General features: G+C 65.9%; 11 protein-coding genes. 9 read left to right on the top strand and 2 right to left on the bottom strand.

Annotated elements, in window-relative coordinates:
- Positions 1 to 93 precede the first annotated feature (93 nt).
- Together B3E91_RS21355 and B3E91_RS21350 are read left to right on the top strand one after the other, a co-directional pair.
- On the top strand, positions 94 to 1068 hold the full coding sequence (locus B3E91_RS21355) for a tRNA dihydrouridine synthase (protein ID WP_287031285.1): 975 nt from the start codon (positions 94 to 96) through the stop codon (positions 1066 to 1068).
- A 197-nt stretch (positions 1069 to 1265) separates the two neighbouring features.
- Positions 1266 to 1712 carry an Hsp20 family protein gene (locus B3E91_RS21350; RefSeq protein ID WP_273234513.1) on the top strand — a complete coding sequence of 149 codons (447 nt, stop codon included), beginning with the start codon at positions 1266 to 1268 and terminating at the stop codon, positions 1710 to 1712.
- Positions 1713 to 1780: 68 nt separating this feature from the next.
- Here the strand turns inward: B3E91_RS21350 and B3E91_RS21345 are convergent, their stop codons facing one another.
- Together B3E91_RS21345 and B3E91_RS21340 are read right to left on the bottom strand one after the other, a co-directional pair.
- A complete protein-coding gene (locus tag B3E91_RS21345) occupies positions 1781 to 5440 on the bottom strand; it encodes a PAS domain S-box protein (RefSeq protein WP_414708319.1) in 3660 nt (1219 codons plus the stop codon).
- 51 nt (positions 5441 to 5491) lie between these two features.
- A complete protein-coding gene (locus B3E91_RS21340; protein WP_287031297.1) occupies positions 5492 to 6403 on the bottom strand; it encodes a LysR family transcriptional regulator in 912 nt (303 codons plus the stop codon).
- 199 nt (positions 6404 to 6602) lie between these two features.
- On the opposite strand from B3E91_RS21340, the gene leuC reads away from it, so the two are divergent.
- The 7 genes from leuC (at position 6603) to B3E91_RS21305 (ending at position 16004) form a co-directional block, all read left to right on the top strand.
- Entirely contained in the window at positions 6603 to 8030 is a 1428-nt protein-coding gene (leuC, locus tag B3E91_RS21335; protein ID WP_287031283.1) for a 3-isopropylmalate dehydratase large subunit, read from the top strand.
- A gap of 10 nt (positions 8031 to 8040) precedes the next feature.
- Positions 8041 to 8688: a 3-isopropylmalate dehydratase small subunit gene (leuD, locus tag B3E91_RS21330; protein ID WP_287031282.1), complete on the top strand. Its 648-nt coding sequence runs from the start codon at positions 8041 to 8043 to the stop codon at positions 8686 to 8688.
- Between the two features lie 55 nt (positions 8689 to 8743).
- The gene (locus tag B3E91_RS21325) at positions 8744 to 9508 is read left to right on the top strand and encodes a class I SAM-dependent methyltransferase (RefSeq protein WP_287031281.1); all 765 of its coding nucleotides are present in this window, start codon (positions 8744 to 8746) and stop codon (positions 9506 to 9508) included.
- A 40-nt stretch (positions 9509 to 9548) separates the two neighbouring features.
- A complete protein-coding gene (gene leuB / locus B3E91_RS21320; protein ID WP_287031280.1) occupies positions 9549 to 10631 on the top strand; it encodes a 3-isopropylmalate dehydrogenase in 1083 nt (360 codons plus the stop codon).
- A 71-nt stretch (positions 10632 to 10702) separates the two neighbouring features.
- Positions 10703 to 11815 carry an aspartate-semialdehyde dehydrogenase gene (gene asd / locus B3E91_RS21315; RefSeq protein WP_090230336.1) on the top strand — a complete coding sequence of 371 codons (1113 nt, stop codon included), beginning with the start codon at positions 10703 to 10705 and terminating at the stop codon, positions 11813 to 11815.
- 135 nt (positions 11816 to 11950) lie between these two features.
- Positions 11951 to 12958: an aspartate-semialdehyde dehydrogenase gene (locus tag B3E91_RS21310; protein WP_287031279.1), complete on the top strand. Its 1008-nt coding sequence runs from the start codon at positions 11951 to 11953 to the stop codon at positions 12956 to 12958.
- A gap of 154 nt (positions 12959 to 13112) precedes the next feature.
- Positions 13113 to 16004: a FimV/HubP family polar landmark protein gene (locus B3E91_RS21305; protein WP_287031278.1), complete on the top strand. Its 2892-nt coding sequence runs from the start codon at positions 13113 to 13115 to the stop codon at positions 16002 to 16004.
- The last annotated feature ends 3 nt before the right edge of the window (positions 16005 to 16007 follow it).

The following is a 16007-nucleotide window of genomic DNA, read 5'->3' as shown; positions in this document are numbered from 1 at the left end:
CACAGACAGCCGGCGCCGGCGATAGCTCCCGGCCCCTGTGCCCGCCCGGGCGGGGCACGTAAACTACGCGACTTTTTCCGCGAGACCGCCGTTATGCAGATCGCCCTGGCGCCCATGGAAGGGCTGGTCGATGAAATTCTCCGCGATGTGCTGACCGGCGTCGGCGGCATCGACTGGTGTGTCACCGAGTTCATCCGCGTCAGCGACCGGCTGCTGCCCGCCTCGCACTTCCACAAGCTGGCGCCGGAACTGCGCGACGGTTCGCGCACGCCGTCCGGCACGCCGATGCGGGTGCAACTGCTCGGCTCCGATCCCGCCTGCCTGGCCGACAACGCGGCCTTCGCCTGTGGCCTGGGCGCGCCGGTGATCGACCTCAACTTCGGCTGCCCGGCGAAGACCGTGAACAAGTCGCGCGGCGGTGCGGTGTTGCTCAGGGAGCCCGAGCTGCTTCACGCGATCGTCACCGAGGTTCGCCGCGGCGTGCCGGCGGCGATTCCGGTCACGGCAAAGATGCGCCTGGGTTTCGACAGCCCCGATGTTGCGCTGGATTGCGCGCGGGCGCTGGCCGACGCTGGCGCCGCGCAGATCGTGGTCCATGCGCGAACCAAGGTGCAGGGCTACAAGCCGCCGGCGCACTGGGAATGGGTGGCGCGCGTGCAGGAGGTGGTACCGGTCCCGGTGTACGCCAATGGCGATATCTGGACGCTGGAGGACTGGCGGCGCTGCCGCGAGATCAGCGGGGCGCGCGACATCATGCTCGGTCGCGGCCTGGTTTCCTGCCCGGACCTCGCCCGGCAGATCGCCGCGGCGGAGGCCGGGCGGGCGGTCGAACCGATGACCTGGAGCGAGCTGTTGCCGCTGTTGCGCGCGTTCTGGCTGCAGGCGCGGCGCAAGCTGTCGCCGCGCTATGCGCCGGGGCGCCTCAAGCAGTGGCTGGCCATGCTGATGCGCAGCTATCCCGAGGCGGTGGCGCTGTTCGGCGCGATCCGCCGGGAGAGCGACTGCGGCCTGATCGACCGGCTGCTCGGTGTGGACCCGATGGCCCTGCCGGCGATTCGAATCGCCTGAGTTCCCTCAGCTCAGCGGCCACCCAGTTCCGGCCGCGCGCCGGGTACTGCGCCTGTTTTCGACCTGAAGATTTCCTGACGAACGGTATTTTTCGGCGGACTTGAAATCGTTTCGGGCGTCCTCATCTTGGTTCTCGCGGGGATGCCGAAGACGGGTTTCCGCCACTTACCACTTGCTGATTATTCAGGAGATTCGACATGAGTACTGCTCTTTCCATGGCTCCACTGTTCCGCCAATCCATCGGTTTCGATCGTTTCAACGATCTCTTCGAGTCGGCCCTGCGCAATGACGCCGGCAGCTCGTACCCACCCTACAACGTCGAGAAGCACGCCGACGACCAGTACCGCATCGTCATCGCTGCGGCCGGTTTCCAGGAGTCCGATCTCGAGTTGCAGGTCGAGCGCGGCGTACTGACCGTCAGCGGCGGCAAGCGCGAGCGCAGCGAGGAAAACGTCACCTTCCTGCACCAGGGCATCGCCCAGCGTGGCTTCAAGCTGTCGTTCCGCCTCGCCGACCACATCGAAGTGAAATCGGCCGGACTGGCCAACGGGCTGCTCAGCATCGAGCTGCTGCGCGTCGTACCGGAAGAAGCGAAGGCCAAGCGCATTCCGATCGCCAGCGAGCGTCCGGCGCTGAACAGCTGAGTCATCGTCAAAGACGAAAAGGGGCGCCGCGGCGCCCCTTTTTCTTGCCCGCGGTTTTCCGTTCGGGATCAGTCGGCTGGTGCCGCACTTTTCAGCAACTCGCGGAACCGCTCCAGCGGCAGCGGCTTGCTGAACAGGTAGCCCTGATAGAGGTGGCAGCCCTGGCGCTGGAGAAGCGCGAGCTGGTCCTTCTGCTCGACGCCCTCGGCGAGGATCTCCAGGCCCAGTGCGCGCGCCATGGCGATGATGGCGCGGACGATTTCCGCATCGCTTGGGTTGTTCACCGCGTCGCGGACGAACGACTGGTCGATCTTCAGCATGTCCACCGGTAGCTGCTTGAGGTAGGTCAGCGACGAGTAGCCGGTGCCGAAATCGTCCATCGCGAAGGTCAGGCCCAGGCGCTTGAGACGCAGCATCTTGCCGATGGTCTCCTCGAGGTTCTGGATCACGATGCTTTCGGTGATCTCCAGCTTCAGCAGGGTTTCCGGCAGTTGGCTCTGTTCCAGGCAGCGTTCGACACGGGCGACGAAGTCACTGTGGCCGAACTGGCGCGGGCTGATGTTGATGCACAGGCTGAAGTGCTGCGCATCGATCAGCCCGTCGCGCAGCAACTCGGCGCAGACCTCGCAGGCGCGCTGCAGCACCCAGCCGCCGACTTCGTAGATCAGCCCGCTTTCCTCCAGGATCTGGATGAACTGCCCCGGTGGGCGTGGCCCCAGCGTCGGATGCTCCCAGCGCAACAGCGCCTCGGCACCGACGATGCGGCCGCTGCGGGCGTCCATCTGCGGCTGGAAGTGCAGGTCGAATTCGTTGCGTGCCTGTGCCAGGCGCAGGTCGTTTTCCAGGCGCAGACGTTCGCTGGCGGCTTCCTGCATGCTGCTGCGGAACAGCTGGATGGCGTTGCGCCCCTGCTCCTTGGCCTTGTACAGGGCAATGTCGGCGCGCTTGAGCAGGTCCGCAGGTGTGCTGCCGTGATCGGGAATCAGCGCGATGCCGATGCTCGGCGTGACCTGCAGGCGCTGGCCGTCGAGCAACATGGGTTCGGCGAGCAGCCGGCGCAATTTGTCGGCGATCTGCCGGACCCGGCGGGTGACTTCACCGCGTTCGCCCTCCAGCCCGGAGAGCAGCACGACGAACTCGTCGCCGCCCAGGCGAGCGACGGTGTCTTCCTGGCGCGTGCTGGCTTCCAGGCGTGCGGTGATCATCTTCAGCACGGCGTCGCCGACCGGGTGGCCGAGGGAGTCGTTGATGTGCTTGAAGTGATCGAGGTCGACGAACATCAGCGCGCCGCGCATGCCGTGGCGGCGGAGCAGGGCGATCTGCTGCTTGAGACGGTCCATCAGCAGCGCGCGGTTCGGCAGGTTGGTCAGCGAGTCGTGATAGGCCAGGTGCTGCACCTGGGCCTGCGCGGCCTTCAACTGGCTGATGTCGCGCGCCGTGAGCAGCAGGCAGTGCATGCCGTTCAGCTCGATGGGTTCCACCGACACCTCGAAGGTGAGGATCTCGCCGTTGTGGTGCAGGCCGCGCAGCTCCTGGTGCTTGACCCGGCCATCGCGCTTCAGCGTCTCGATCATCGCCTCGCGCTCGGCGGGGTCGGCCCAGATGTCGAGTTCGAACACGCTCTTGCCGATGACCTCATCGGCGCGGTAGCCGGTGAGCCGGGTGAAGCCCTCGTTGACCTCGATGTAGCGGCCGCTGTCGCGCTCGCTGATGGTGATGGCGTCCGGGCTGGAGTGGAACGCCTTGGCGAACTTCTCCTCGCTGGCCTGCAGCGCGGCTTCGGCACGCTTGCGTTTGGTGATGTCGCGGAAGGTGGTGGTGATGCACAGCGCGCCGTCCACATGGATGAAGCGGCTGGAGATCACGCAGGTCAGCTCCTGGCCGGCGCGCGTGCGGAAATGCGCTTCGATGTTGGTCAGCTCGCGTTCGGTTTGAATGCGCTCGTAGAGCCGCTGGCGCTGTTCCGGGTCGGCCCAGAAATTCAGCTGCTCGGCGCTCTTGCCGGCCGCGTCCTCGGGCTTCCAGCCGAAGGTGGCGGTGAAGCTGGGGTTGATTTCGATGAAGGTGCCCGGGTCCACGCAGGTCACGCAGATCGGATCGGGGCTCGCCTCGAACAGGGTGGCGAATTTCTCCTCCGAGGCCGCCAGGCGTTGTTCGCGCTCCACCCGGTCGGTGATGTCGACCAGGATGCCGGCCATGCGCAGCGGCTTGCCACGCTCGTCGCGGTAGAGCTTGGCGGTGTTTTCCAGGTAGCGCAGGCGCCCGTCGGCAAGGCGCGTGCGGTAGACGTTCTGGTACTCGGTGCGGCGGCTGGCGAGCAGCGCCCGATAGGTCTTGCGGATCTTGATCCGGTCGTCCAGATAGACGCTGCCGAAGAAGTCCTGGAAGTTGCCCTGGTAGGGCTGCTCGGCGAGCCCGTGAAGCGCCGACGAGCGCGCGGAGCCGTACAGCGCGTCGCTGGGAATGTGCCAGTTCCAGGTGCCCAGGGAGGCGGATTCCAGCGCCAGTTGCAGGCGTTCCTGGCTGACTTTCAGCGCCTGCTCCTGTTCGCGCTGGCGGGTAATGTCGCGCACCGTCAGCACCAGGCAGCGCTGGCCCTCGAGTTCCACCTCCCCGCCGTACAGCAGGTTGATGCTGCGCCGGCCATCGCGATGGTAGAGGTGTGCCTCGAGGTCGCGGAAATGGCCTTGCTTCAGGGCTTCGAGCATGCGCTGGCGTTCACTGAGGTCGCTCCAGATGCCCAGGTCCATCGAGGTGCGGCCGAGGGCTTCGGCCTTGCTCCAGCCGAACTGGCGCTCGAAGCCCGGATTGATCTCGAGGAAGCGCCCGCTGAGCAGTTCGGTGATCACCACCGCATCGGGGCTGCTGAGGAAGGCGTTGGCGAACTTGTTCTCGCTGGCGCGCAGCGCAAATTCGGCGCGCTTGCGCTCGCTGGTGTCGAGGAAGGTACAGAGCAGGAAGGGCTCGTCGTGGATTTCCAGGTGCTTGCAGGACAACGTGCCGTCGAGCACGCGGCCGTCCTGGGTGCGCAGCTGGACCTCCTGGATCACCGGGCCCGAGGTCAGCGAGACGCTGCGGATGATGAAGTCGCGTTGCGCCAGGTTGACCCACAGTCCGATGTCCTGGGTGGTGCGGTTCTGCGTCTGTGCGCGGCTCCAGCCGAACAGGGTCTTGAACTGGTGGTTGGTTTCGATCAGCAGCCCGTCGGGGTACTTCACCAGGAAGATCGCGTCCGGGCTCATCTCGAACAGGCTGGAGAAGCGGTGCTCTGAACTGATCAGCGCTTCCTCGCGCGCCCGTTGCTCGTCGATGCCGCGGCATACGCCGAGCAGAAGGCGGCTGCCGTCTGCGCGCTGGCGCAGGCTGCCACCGAGTTCCAGCCAGTACAGGCCGCCGTCGGCGCGGTGCATCCGGTGGCGATAGGTCTGCGCGCTGCCGTCGGCGAGTGCCTGGAAGATCGCCAGGACCTCGCCCTGTTCCTCCTCCGGCACCTGGCTCAGGTAATCGACGGCGCTCGCCCGGCCGCTGCCATCGAGGCCAAACAGCCTGAGCGCGCCCGGCGAGGCATGGAGTTCGCCGCTGTCGACGGACCAGTACCACACGCCGAGGTGGGCACCGTCCAGCGCCGCCAGCAGCAGGGGTGCGTCGTGCCAGATATCGTCGAAGCCAGGCGAGTCTTGCGGAACGATGCGGGGATTGGGGAAGCGGCGCTTGTCGGCCATCGCGATTCTTCTTGGGCTGGCGGCCACGCGACAGGGTCGTGCAGCGGCAGAATGCCATTATGTGGCTACGTTAGCGTCCGTCCCGACGCCAGCGCAACCATCGGCGCTGCGGTCGAGCAGGGCCATGAAGGCTTTTGCCGCATTCGACAGCGTTCGCTCGGTGTGCAGGATATAGCCCAGCTGGCGATTGAGCTGGATACCGTCCAGCGGCAGGCGCGCCACCTGCTCGTCGAGCATGGTCCGCGGCAGCACGCTCCAGGCCAGTCCGATGGACACCATCATCTTGATCGTCTCCAGGTAGTTGGTGCTCATGGCGATGTTCGGCGTGAGCCCCTGGCCCTCGAACAGCCGCTGCACGATGTGATGAGTGAAGGTGTTGCCGCCGGGAAACACCGCCGGGTGCTGGGCGACGTCTTCCAGGCTGATCCGCTGCTTCAAGGCCAGCGGGTGCTCGGGCGCGGCGACGAAATCCAGCGGGTCGCTCCATACCGGCACCGCTTTCACCGGCGCCGCCGTGGCCGGCGCCAGGGTGATCACCGCCAGCTCGGCGCGGCCATGGAGGATTTCCTCATAGGCCACTTCCGAATCGAGGAACTGGATGTCCAGCGCCACCTGCGGATGGGAGCGGGTGAAGGCGCGCAGCAGCGGCGGCAGGCGATGCAGGCCGATGTGATGGCTGGTGGCGAGGGTCAGCCGACCGCTGACGTCGCCGCTCAGGTTGGTCAGCGCGCGGCGCGTATCGTCGAGCACGTTGAGAATGCGATAGGCGCGCGGCAGCAGGGCGCGACCGGCTTCGGTGAGGCTGACTTCGCGGCCCAGTCGGTCGAACAGGCGCACCTTGAGCTGCTGCTCGAGGGCGGCGATGCGTTTGCTCACCGCCGGTTGGGTCAGGTGCAGGCGTTCACCGGCTATCGAGAAACTGCCGGTTTCGGCGACGGCGATGAAGGCGTTGAGGTTGGCGAGGTCCACGGCAGATCCCTTGAGCGCGCGCTTTGGGCGGCTTTCGCTGGCGTTATAGCTCAAGTCATTCCCGGCGGGAATGCGCCTGATGAAAAAGATGAATTGGAGTTATCCAGGCGCCCCCTTTAGCATTCGCCCCTACAAGCCAGGTGGGTTTTCATGCAGCGCCACCCCGGCATAGAAAAGATCCTGATGAGGAACAACCGAAATGGCCGGCAAGACGCTCTACGACAAGCTCTGGGAAGCCCATGAAGTGAAGCGGCGCGACGATGGGTCGTCGCTGATCTACATCGACCGCCACATCCTTCATGAGGTGACCTCGCCGCAGGCGTTCGAGGGCCTGCGCCTGGCCGGTCGCAAACCCTGGCGCATCGACGCCAACATCGCCACGCCCGACCACAACGTGCCGACTACCCGCACCGAGCGGCAGGGTGGCCTTGCGGCGATCTCCGACGAGGTCTCGCGCATCCAGGTGATGACCCTGGACGAGAACTGCGACGACTTCGGCATCCTCGAATTCAAGATGAACGACGTGCGCCAGGGCATCGTCCACGTGATCGGCCCGGAGCAGGGCGCGACCCTGCCGGGCATGACCGTGGTCTGCGGCGATTCGCACACCTCGACCCATGGCGCGTTCGGCGCGCTGGCACACGGCATCGGCACCTCGGAAGTCGAGCACGTGCTCGCCACCCAGTGCCTGATCGCCAAGAAGATGAAGAACATGCAGGTGCGCGTCGAAGGCAAGTTGCCCTTCGGCGTGACCGCCAAGGACATCGTCCTCGCGGTGATCGGCAAGATCGGCACCGCCGGCGGCAACGGCCATGCGCTGGAATTCGCCGGCAGCGCGATTCGCGATCTGTCGATGGAAGGCCGCATGACCATCTGCAACATGTCCATCGAGGCCGGTGCCCGCGTCGGCATGGTCGCCGCGGACCAGAAGACCATCGACTACGTGAAGGGCCGTCCGTATTCGCCCAAGGGCGAGGACTGGGACAAGGCCGTGGCGGCCTGGGCCGACCTGGTGTCGGACGAAGACGCGCATTTCGACACCGTGGTCGAGTTGCGTGCCGAAGACATCAAGCCGCAGGTCAGCTGGGGCACTTCGCCGGAGATGGTCCTCGCCGTCGACCAGAACGTGCCGGACCCGGCGCGCGAGGCCGATCCGGTCAAGCGCGATTCGATCGAGCGCGCACTCAAGTACATGGGCCTGGCCGCCAACCAGGCGATCACCGATATCAAGCTGGACCGCGTGTTCATCGGTTCCTGCACCAACTCGCGGATCGAAGACCTGCGCGCCGCCGCCGAAGTGGCCAAGGGCCGCAAGGTCGCGGCCAACGTGATCCAGGCGATGGTGGTGCCGGGTTCCGGGCTGGTCAAACAGCAGGCCGAGGAGGAGGGGCTGGACAAGATCTTCGTCGAAGCCGGTTTCGAATGGCGTGAGCCCGGCTGCTCGATGTGCCTGGCGATGAACCCGGACAAGCTCGGCAGCGGCGAACACTGCGCTTCCACCTCCAACCGCAACTTCGAAGGCCGCCAGGGCGCCGGTGGGCGTACCCATCTGGTCAGCCCGGCGATGGCCGCCGCCGCCGCGGTGACCGGCCGTTTCATCGACGTTCGCGAATTGATCCAGGCCTGAGGAAGCAGATATGAAAGCCTTTACCCAGCACACCGGTCTCGTCGCGCCGCTCGACCGCGCCAACGTCGATACCGATCAGATCATCCCCAAGCAGTTTCTCAAGTCGATCAAGCGCACCGGCTTCGGTCCGAACCTGTTCGACGAGTGGCGCTACCTCGATGTCGGCCAGCCGAACCAGGACAATTCCAAACGCCCGATCAACAAGGATTTCGTGCTGAATTTCCCGCGCTACCAGGGCGCCAGCGTGCTCCTCGCCCGTGAGAACTTCGGCTGCGGTTCCTCCCGCGAGCACGCGCCCTGGGCGCTGGACGAGTACGGCTTCCGCAGCGTGATCGCGCCGAGCTACGCCGACATCTTCTTCAACAACAGCTTCAAGAACGGCCTGCTGCCGATCATCCTGAAGGACGAGGAAGTCGACGAACTGTTCGAGCAGGTCGAGGCCAACGAGGGCTACCAGCTGACCGTCGACCTCGCCGCGCAAACGGTGACCCGCCCGGACGGCAAGACCTATTCGTTCGAGGTCGACGCCTTCCGCAAGCATTGCCTGCTCAACGGGCTCGACGACATCGGCCTGACCCTGCAGGACGCCGATGCCATCAAGCAATTCGAGGCCGGTCACCAGCAGCGCCAGCCCTGGCTGTTCGGCGCCATCAAGTAAGCGGCGCGCCGTAGGGTGCGCCATGCGCACCTTGCCCTCTACGCGGAGTCACGACGTGAATCAGAAAGCCCATTCCCAGGTGGTGCAGACGCAGTTCGGCGAACAGGCCAACGCCTACCTGAACAGCGCCGTGCATGCGCAGGGCAGCGAATTCGCCGCCCTCCAGGCCGCGGTCGCCGGTCGCGCCGATGCGCGTCTGCTCGATCTCGGCTGTGGCGCCGGCCACGTCGCGTTCCATGTCGCACCGGCGGTGGCCGAAGTGGTCGCCTACGACCTGTCGCAGGACATGCTCGACGTGGTGGCCAAAGCCGCCCGCGAGCGCGGCCTGGGCAACATCCGCACCGAATGCGGCGCGGCCGAGCACCTGCCGTTCGCCGATGCCCGCTTCGATTTCGTCTTCAGCCGCTACTCCGCGCATCACTGGAGCGATCTCGGCCAGGCCCTGCGCGAAGTGCGCCGGGTACTCAAGCCGGGCGGCGTGGCCGCCTTCGTCGATGTCGCGGCGCCTGGCCTGCCGTTGTTCGATACGCATCTGCAAACGGTGGAAGTGCTGCGCGACAGCAGCCATGTGCGCGATTATTCGCCCGCCGAGTGGGCCCGCCAGCTCGGCGAGGCCGGTCTGGTGGTGACCGCGTGCAGCCGCCAGCGCCTGCGCCTGGAGTACAGCTCCTGGGTCGAACGGATGCGCACGCCGGACGTGTTCCGCGCGGCGATCCGGGCGATGCAGCAGGCGGTGGGCGACGAGGTTCGCGAGTATTTCGAGATTGCCGACGACGGCTCCTTCAGCACCGACGTGCTGCTGATCTGGGCCGAACGTTGATTTTTTACCGGTGCCAGGCGGCACCCAACGAGAGAAAAGCATGAGCAAGCAGATTCTGGTTCTCCCTGGCGACGGCATCGGTCCGGAAATCATGGCCGAGGCGGTCAAGGTGCTGAACCTGGCCAACGAGAAGTACAGCCTGGGCTTCGAACTGATCGAAGACGTGATCGGCGGCGCCGCCATCGACAAGCATGGCGTGCCGCTGGCCGACGAGACCCTGGCGCGCGCCCGTGCGGCCGATGCGGTGCTGCTGGGCGCGGTCGGCGGGCCGAAGTGGGACAAGATCGAGCGCGACATCCGTCCCGAGCGCGGCCTGCTGAAGATCCGTTCGCAACTGGGCCTGTTCGCCAACCTGCGCCCGGCGATCCTCTATCCGCAACTGGCCGACGCCTCGTCGCTGAAACCCGAAGTGGTCTCCGGCCTGGACATCCTGATCGTTCGCGAACTCACCGGCGGCATCTACTTCGGCGCCCCGCGTGGCACCGAGACCCTGGAGAACGGCGAGCGCAAGGCCTTCGACACGCTGCCCTACAGCGAGAGCGAAATCCGCCGCATCGCGCGCGTCGGCTTCGACATGGCGCGCGTGCGCGGCAACAAGCTGTGCTCGGTGGACAAGGCCAACGTGCTCGCCTCCAGCCAACTGTGGCGCGAAGTGGTCGAGGAAGTGGCCAAGGATTACCCGCAGGTCGAGCTGTCGCACATGTACGTCGACAACGCCGCCATGCAACTGGTCCGCGCGCCCAAGCAGTTCGACGTGATCGTCACCGACAACATGTTCGGCGACATCCTCTCCGACGAAGCCTCGATGCTCACCGGCTCCATCGGCATGCTGCCGTCGGCCTCGCTGGACGCCAGCAACAAGGGCATGTACGAGCCGTGCCACGGTTCCGCGCCGGACATCGCCGGGCAGGGCATCGCCAACCCGCTGGCGACCATCCTCTCGGTATCCATGATGCTGCGCTACAGCTTCAACCAGACCCAGGCGGCCGACGCCATCGAGCAGGCGGTCAGCAAGGTGCTCGACCAGGGTCTGCGCACCGGCGACATCCATTCCGCTGGAATGCGCAAGGTCGGCACCGCCGAGATGGGCGATGCGGTGGTCGCGGCACTGCGTGCACTCTGAGGTTCCAGGCGTTAATCTCTTCGGCCCGCCGCGATTCGGCGGGCGATTTCGACAATAAAGGTACGGTTGCGATGAAACGTGTAGGTTTGATCGGATGGCGCGGCATGGTCGGTTCCGTGCTCATGCAGCGGATGCTGGAAGAGCGGGATTTCGACCTGATCGAACCGGTGTTCTTCACCACCTCCAACGTCGGTGGCCAGGGCCCTGACGTGGGCAAGGAAGTCGCTCCGCTGAAGGACGCCTACAGCATCGACGAGCTCAAGGGTCTGGACGTGATCCTCACCTGCCAGGGCGGCGACTACACCAGCGAAGTCTTCCCCAAACTGCGCGAAGCCGGCTGGCAGGGCTACTGGATCGATGCCGCCTCCAGCCTGCGCATGGACGACGACGCGGTGATCGTGCTCGACCCGGTCAACCGCAAGGTGATCGACCAGAAGCTCGACGGCGGTGTGAAGAACTACATCGGCGGCAACTGCACCGTCAGCCTGATGCTGATGGGCCTCGGCGGCCTGTTCGAGGCCGGCCTGGTCGAGTGGATGAGCGCCATGACCTACCAGGCGGCTTCCGGCGCAGGCGCGCAGAACATGCGCGAGCTGATCAAACAGATGGGCGCCATCGAAGCCTCCGTGGCCGACGAGCTGGCCAACCCGGCCAGCGCCATCCTCGACATCGACCGCAAGGTCGCCGAGATGCAGCGCAGCGAAGCCTTCCCGACGGAAAACTTCGGCGTGCCGCTGGCCGGCAGCCTGATCCCGTGGATCGACAAGGAACTGCCCAACGGCCAGAGCCGTGAAGAGTGGAAGGGTCAGGCCGAGACCAACAAGATTCTCGGGCGGTTCAAGAACCCGATCCCGGTGGACGGCATCTGCGTGCGCATCGGTGCCATGCGTTGCCACAGCCAGGCGCTGACCATCAAGCTGAACAAGGACGTGCCGCTGTCCGATATCGAAGGGCTGATCAGCCAGCACAACCCGTGGGTCAAGCTGGTGCCGAACCAGCGCGAGATCAGCATGCGCGAGCTGACGCCGACCGCCGTCACCGGCACCCTCAGCGTTCCGGTGGGTCGCCTGCGCAAGCTGAACATGGGCTCGCATTACCTGGGCGCCTTCACCGTGGGCGACCAGTTGCTGTGGGGTGCGGCGGAGCCGTTGCGGCGCATGCTGCGGATTCTCCTCGAACGCTGATGGCGATGCCCTCCGGGAGCGGATCTCTCCGCTCCCGGCCCGCGCGCCCGCCGCGAACGGCGGCGGGCCGTGTGCTTTCCCCCTCCGGTTTTCCTCTATAAAGTGCCTCTCCATTCGCAAGAGGCCGCTTCCGTCATGAGCCAAACCATCGACATCGCCGTAGTCGGCGCCAGCGACGAGGTCGGCAAGACCCTGGTCGAACTGTTCGGCGAGCGCGACTTCCCGGTCGGCAACCTGTTCCTTCTTGGCGACCCTGAAAGCGCCGGCGAATCGCTGCCGTTTCGCGGCAAGAACCTGCGCGTGCGCGATGTCGCCGACTTCGATTTCTCCCAGGTCAGCCTGGTGTTCTTCGTCGCAGGCGAGGCGCTGACCCGCTCCTACGCGCCGCGGGCGGAAGCGGCGGGGTGCTCGCTGCTCGACGTGACCGGCGCGCTGGATGCGCAACGCGCGCCGCGCGCGGTGCCCGAGGCCAATGGGCTGGCGATCGAGGCGCTGAACCTGCCCGTGCAACTGAGCAGCCCGTCGCCGGTAGCTATCGCGCTGTCGGTGGTGCTGGCGCCGTTGCGGCAACTGGTCGAATTGCAGCGGGTCACGGTCAGCGCCTGCCTGGCGGTGTCGAGCCGCGGCCGCGAGGGCGTCAGCGAGCTGGCCAGGCAGACCACGGAACTGCTCAACCTGCGCCCGCTGGAGCCGCGTCTGTTCGATCGGCAGATCGCCTTCAACCTGCTGGCTCAGGTGGAAGCATGCGATGCCCACGGCCATGGCTCGCTGGAGAAGCGTCTGGCGGGCGAGCTCAAGCAGCTCCTCGACCTGCCGCGCCTGGCGGTGTCCTCGACTTTCATCCAGGCGCCGGTGTTCTTTGGCGACAGCCTCAGCGTATCGATCGTCGCCGAAGAGCCGCTGGACATGGCCGCGGTGCGTCAAATACTGGGCACTGCGCCGGGTGTAGAGTTGCTGGAGGACGATTATCCGACGGCCACCGGGGATGCGGTCGGTCAGGACGTGGTGTACGTAGGGCGCGTGCGTGGCGGGCTGGACGATCCCCATGAACTCAATTTGTGGATTGCTTCTGATAATGTACGAAAAGGCGCCGCGCTGAATGTGCTGCAACTGGCTGAGTTGTTGATAAAACACTATCCGTAAAAGATACTTACCTTTGAGTTTGAAGAACTATTCTAGGTTTGTTGCTACGTGCTTGGCTGATCGCTGACGGGGACCATCCCAGGATGGAGCGGGCAGCGAGTATCTAGTTTCTCCCCGGGTTTTCGGGGGGAAGGCGAAAACAAGGGAAAACACTATGGTTCGGGTTCGCAAACTGGTGCTGGCAATCGCAGCCGCTACGTCGCTCACCTCAGGGATGACGTATGCGCTGGGCTTGGGCGAAGTCACCCTGAAATCCGCGTTGAACCAACCGTTGCAGGCGGAGATCGAGCTCCTCGACGTCAAGGGACTCGAAACCGACGAAGTCCGGCCGAAACTGGCCTCTCCCGAAGATTTCGCCAAGGCCGGCGTCGACCGCCAGTTCTTCCTCACCGACCTCAAGTTCACCCCGGCCCTGAATGCCAACGGCAAGAACGTCATCCGTGTGACCTCTTCCAAGCCGGTACGCGAGCCCTACCTCAACTTCATGGTGGAAGTGCTCTGGCCGAGCGGTCGTCTGCTGCGCGAGTACACCCTGCTGCTCGACCCGCCGCTGTATTCCCCGGAAACCGCGGCCGCCGTGGCGCCGCAACTGCCGGTCGCCAGGCCGGTCACGCGTCCGCCGGTAGCCACCGCGCCACGCCCGGCTCCCGCTCCGGCCTCGAGCGCAGCGCCCGCGACCGCGCCACGTCCCTCGGCTCCCGCCGCATCCGCTCCACGCGTTGCCAGCAGCGAATACCGCACCACCTCCCGCGACACCCTCTGGGAAGTCGCACAGCAGGTCCGCAGCGGCGGCACCGTCCACCAGGCGATGCTGGCGATCCAGGACCTCAACCCGGATGCCTTTCTCGACGGCAACATCAACCGGATGAAGAGCGGGCAGGTACTGCGCCTGCCCACCGACGAGCAGATCCACAGCCGCTCGCAGAGCGAAGCGCTGGCCCAGGTCGCTGCGCAGAACGCCGCCTGGCGCTCGGGTCGCCGCGCGGCACCTGGCGCCCGGCAACTGGATGCCACACGCCGCGCCGAAGCGGGCGCCGCGCCCGCGCAGAGCGAGCGTAGCGACAACCTCCGCCTCGTGGCTCCGGAAGCCGGCAGCGCCACCAGCGGCAGCGATGCCGGTGGCACCGGCGGCGGCAACAGCAAGGCGCTGGTGGACAAGCTGGCGGTCACGCAGGAGAGCCTCGACTCGTCGCGTCGCGAAAGCGCCGAGCTGAAGAGTCGGGTCGACGACCTGCAGAGCCAATTGGACAAGCTGCAGCGGCTGATCCAGCTCAAGGACAGCCAGTTGGCCAAACTCCAGGCCAGCGTGGCCGAGCAGGGTCAGGCTCCGGCAACGCCTGCTGCACCCGCGACCGCCTCGCCAGCCCCGGCTGTGCCGACACCAGCGCCCGCAGCACCCACCGAAAACCAGCCTGCTGGCGCCCAGCCTTCTGCACCCGCCGGGGAGCCGGATGCCACCGAGAACGCCGTGGGCGCTCCGGCCACTGCGCCGGAAGCTGCTCCCGCCGAACCTGCCGCGCCCGTGGAGCCTCAGGCCGAACAGGCTCCCGCGCCGGTCGAGCCAACACCGGAGCCTGCGCCTGCTCAGCCGCTGCCCGCGGCCGACGAGCCCGACGAAGGTATCCTCAGCTCGCTGCTGGCCAACCCGACCATGCTCGCCCTCCTGGGTGGCGGGGCCTTGCTGCTGTTGCTGATCGCCCTGCTGATCCTGTCGCGGCGCAATTCCGCCAAGGAAACGGTCCAGCAGAACAACGTGATCATTGGTGGCGATGACGCCGGCAACAAGTTCGACAGCGACATGGGGCTGGGCGCCGGCAGTTTCGACGCCCTCGACGACGATCCGCAGGTCGAGCTTTCGTCCCCTGTCAGCGAGCGCGTTACGCCGCAGACCGGCGATCCGCTGGGCGAGGCGGACATCTACATCGCCTACGGTCGTTTCAACCAGGCGGCGGAGTTGCTCCAGGGCGCCATCAATGACGAGCCGCAACGTGCCGACCTGCGTCTCAAGCTGATGGAAGTGTATGCGGAGCTGGGTGATCGTGAAGGCTTCGTTCGCCAGGAAAACGAACTGCGCGAAATGGGCGGCAGCAGTTCCGATATCGACTCGCTGAAGCTCCGCTACCCGGCCATGAGCGCGCTGGCCGCCGCCGCCCTGGCTAGCGCCGCGGCCGCGGCCTCCCGCGACGACGAGCGTGACGAGTTCAATCTGGACGATCTGGCGATTCAGGAGCCAGCGCCCAGCGCGGCCCTGGATGACGATGCCTTCGATCTCGACGACCTCGATCTGGACTTCGATACCGATCCGTCCCCGGCTGCGAAGACCGAGCCGGCAGACGACCTGGGCGATCTGTCGCTGGATGATGACCTGCAATTTGCGTCGACGTCCTCGCCAGCGGCTGAGCCGGATCTGGATTTCGATCTGGATCTGGACAAGGACGAGGGCGCTTCAAGCCCCGACCTGACCGACGAGCTTGCCGACTTCAACCTGGATCTGGACGCTCAGGAAGCCAATGAAAAGCCGCTGTCCGCTGACGACGACTTCCTCTTCAACCTCGAAGACGAGCCTGTTGTAACTTCCGAGACGGGCACCCTCGACGAGCCGAGCTTCGAGTTGCCGCAAGAGCCGGTGGTCGATCCGCGCAGCTCGGTCGACGCGCCGCTGGCCGATTTCGATCTGTCGTTGGACGACGATGAGCCGGCTAAGGACGACTTCGCCGCACAGCTCGACCGCGTTGCGGCGCAACTCGATCAGATGAATGACGAGGCTCAGCCGCCGGTCGTTCCCGAGCCTGTTGTCGATGAGCCGTTCGATGACCCGTTCGCCGATGCGCCGATGACAGCCGATACCCTGGCCGGGCCGAGCGACGAAGACGATTTCGACTTCCTCTCCGGTACCGACGAAACCGCGACCAAGCTGGACCTGGCGCGTGCTTACATCGACATGGGCGACAGCGAAGGCGCCCGCGACATCCTCGACGAAGTGCTTGCCGAAGGCGACGCTGCCCAGCAGCAGGAAGCGCGCGAGATGATTTCCCGACTGGTTTGACAC

The organism is Pseudomonas sp. UBA6310, from assembly GCF_002438225.1.
Classification (GTDB): Bacteria; Pseudomonadota; Gammaproteobacteria; order Pseudomonadales; family Pseudomonadaceae; genus Pseudomonas_O; species Pseudomonas_O kuykendallii.
The sequence above is the reverse complement of the archived record's forward strand: the minus strand, read 5'-3'. Positions and strand labels throughout refer to the sequence as shown.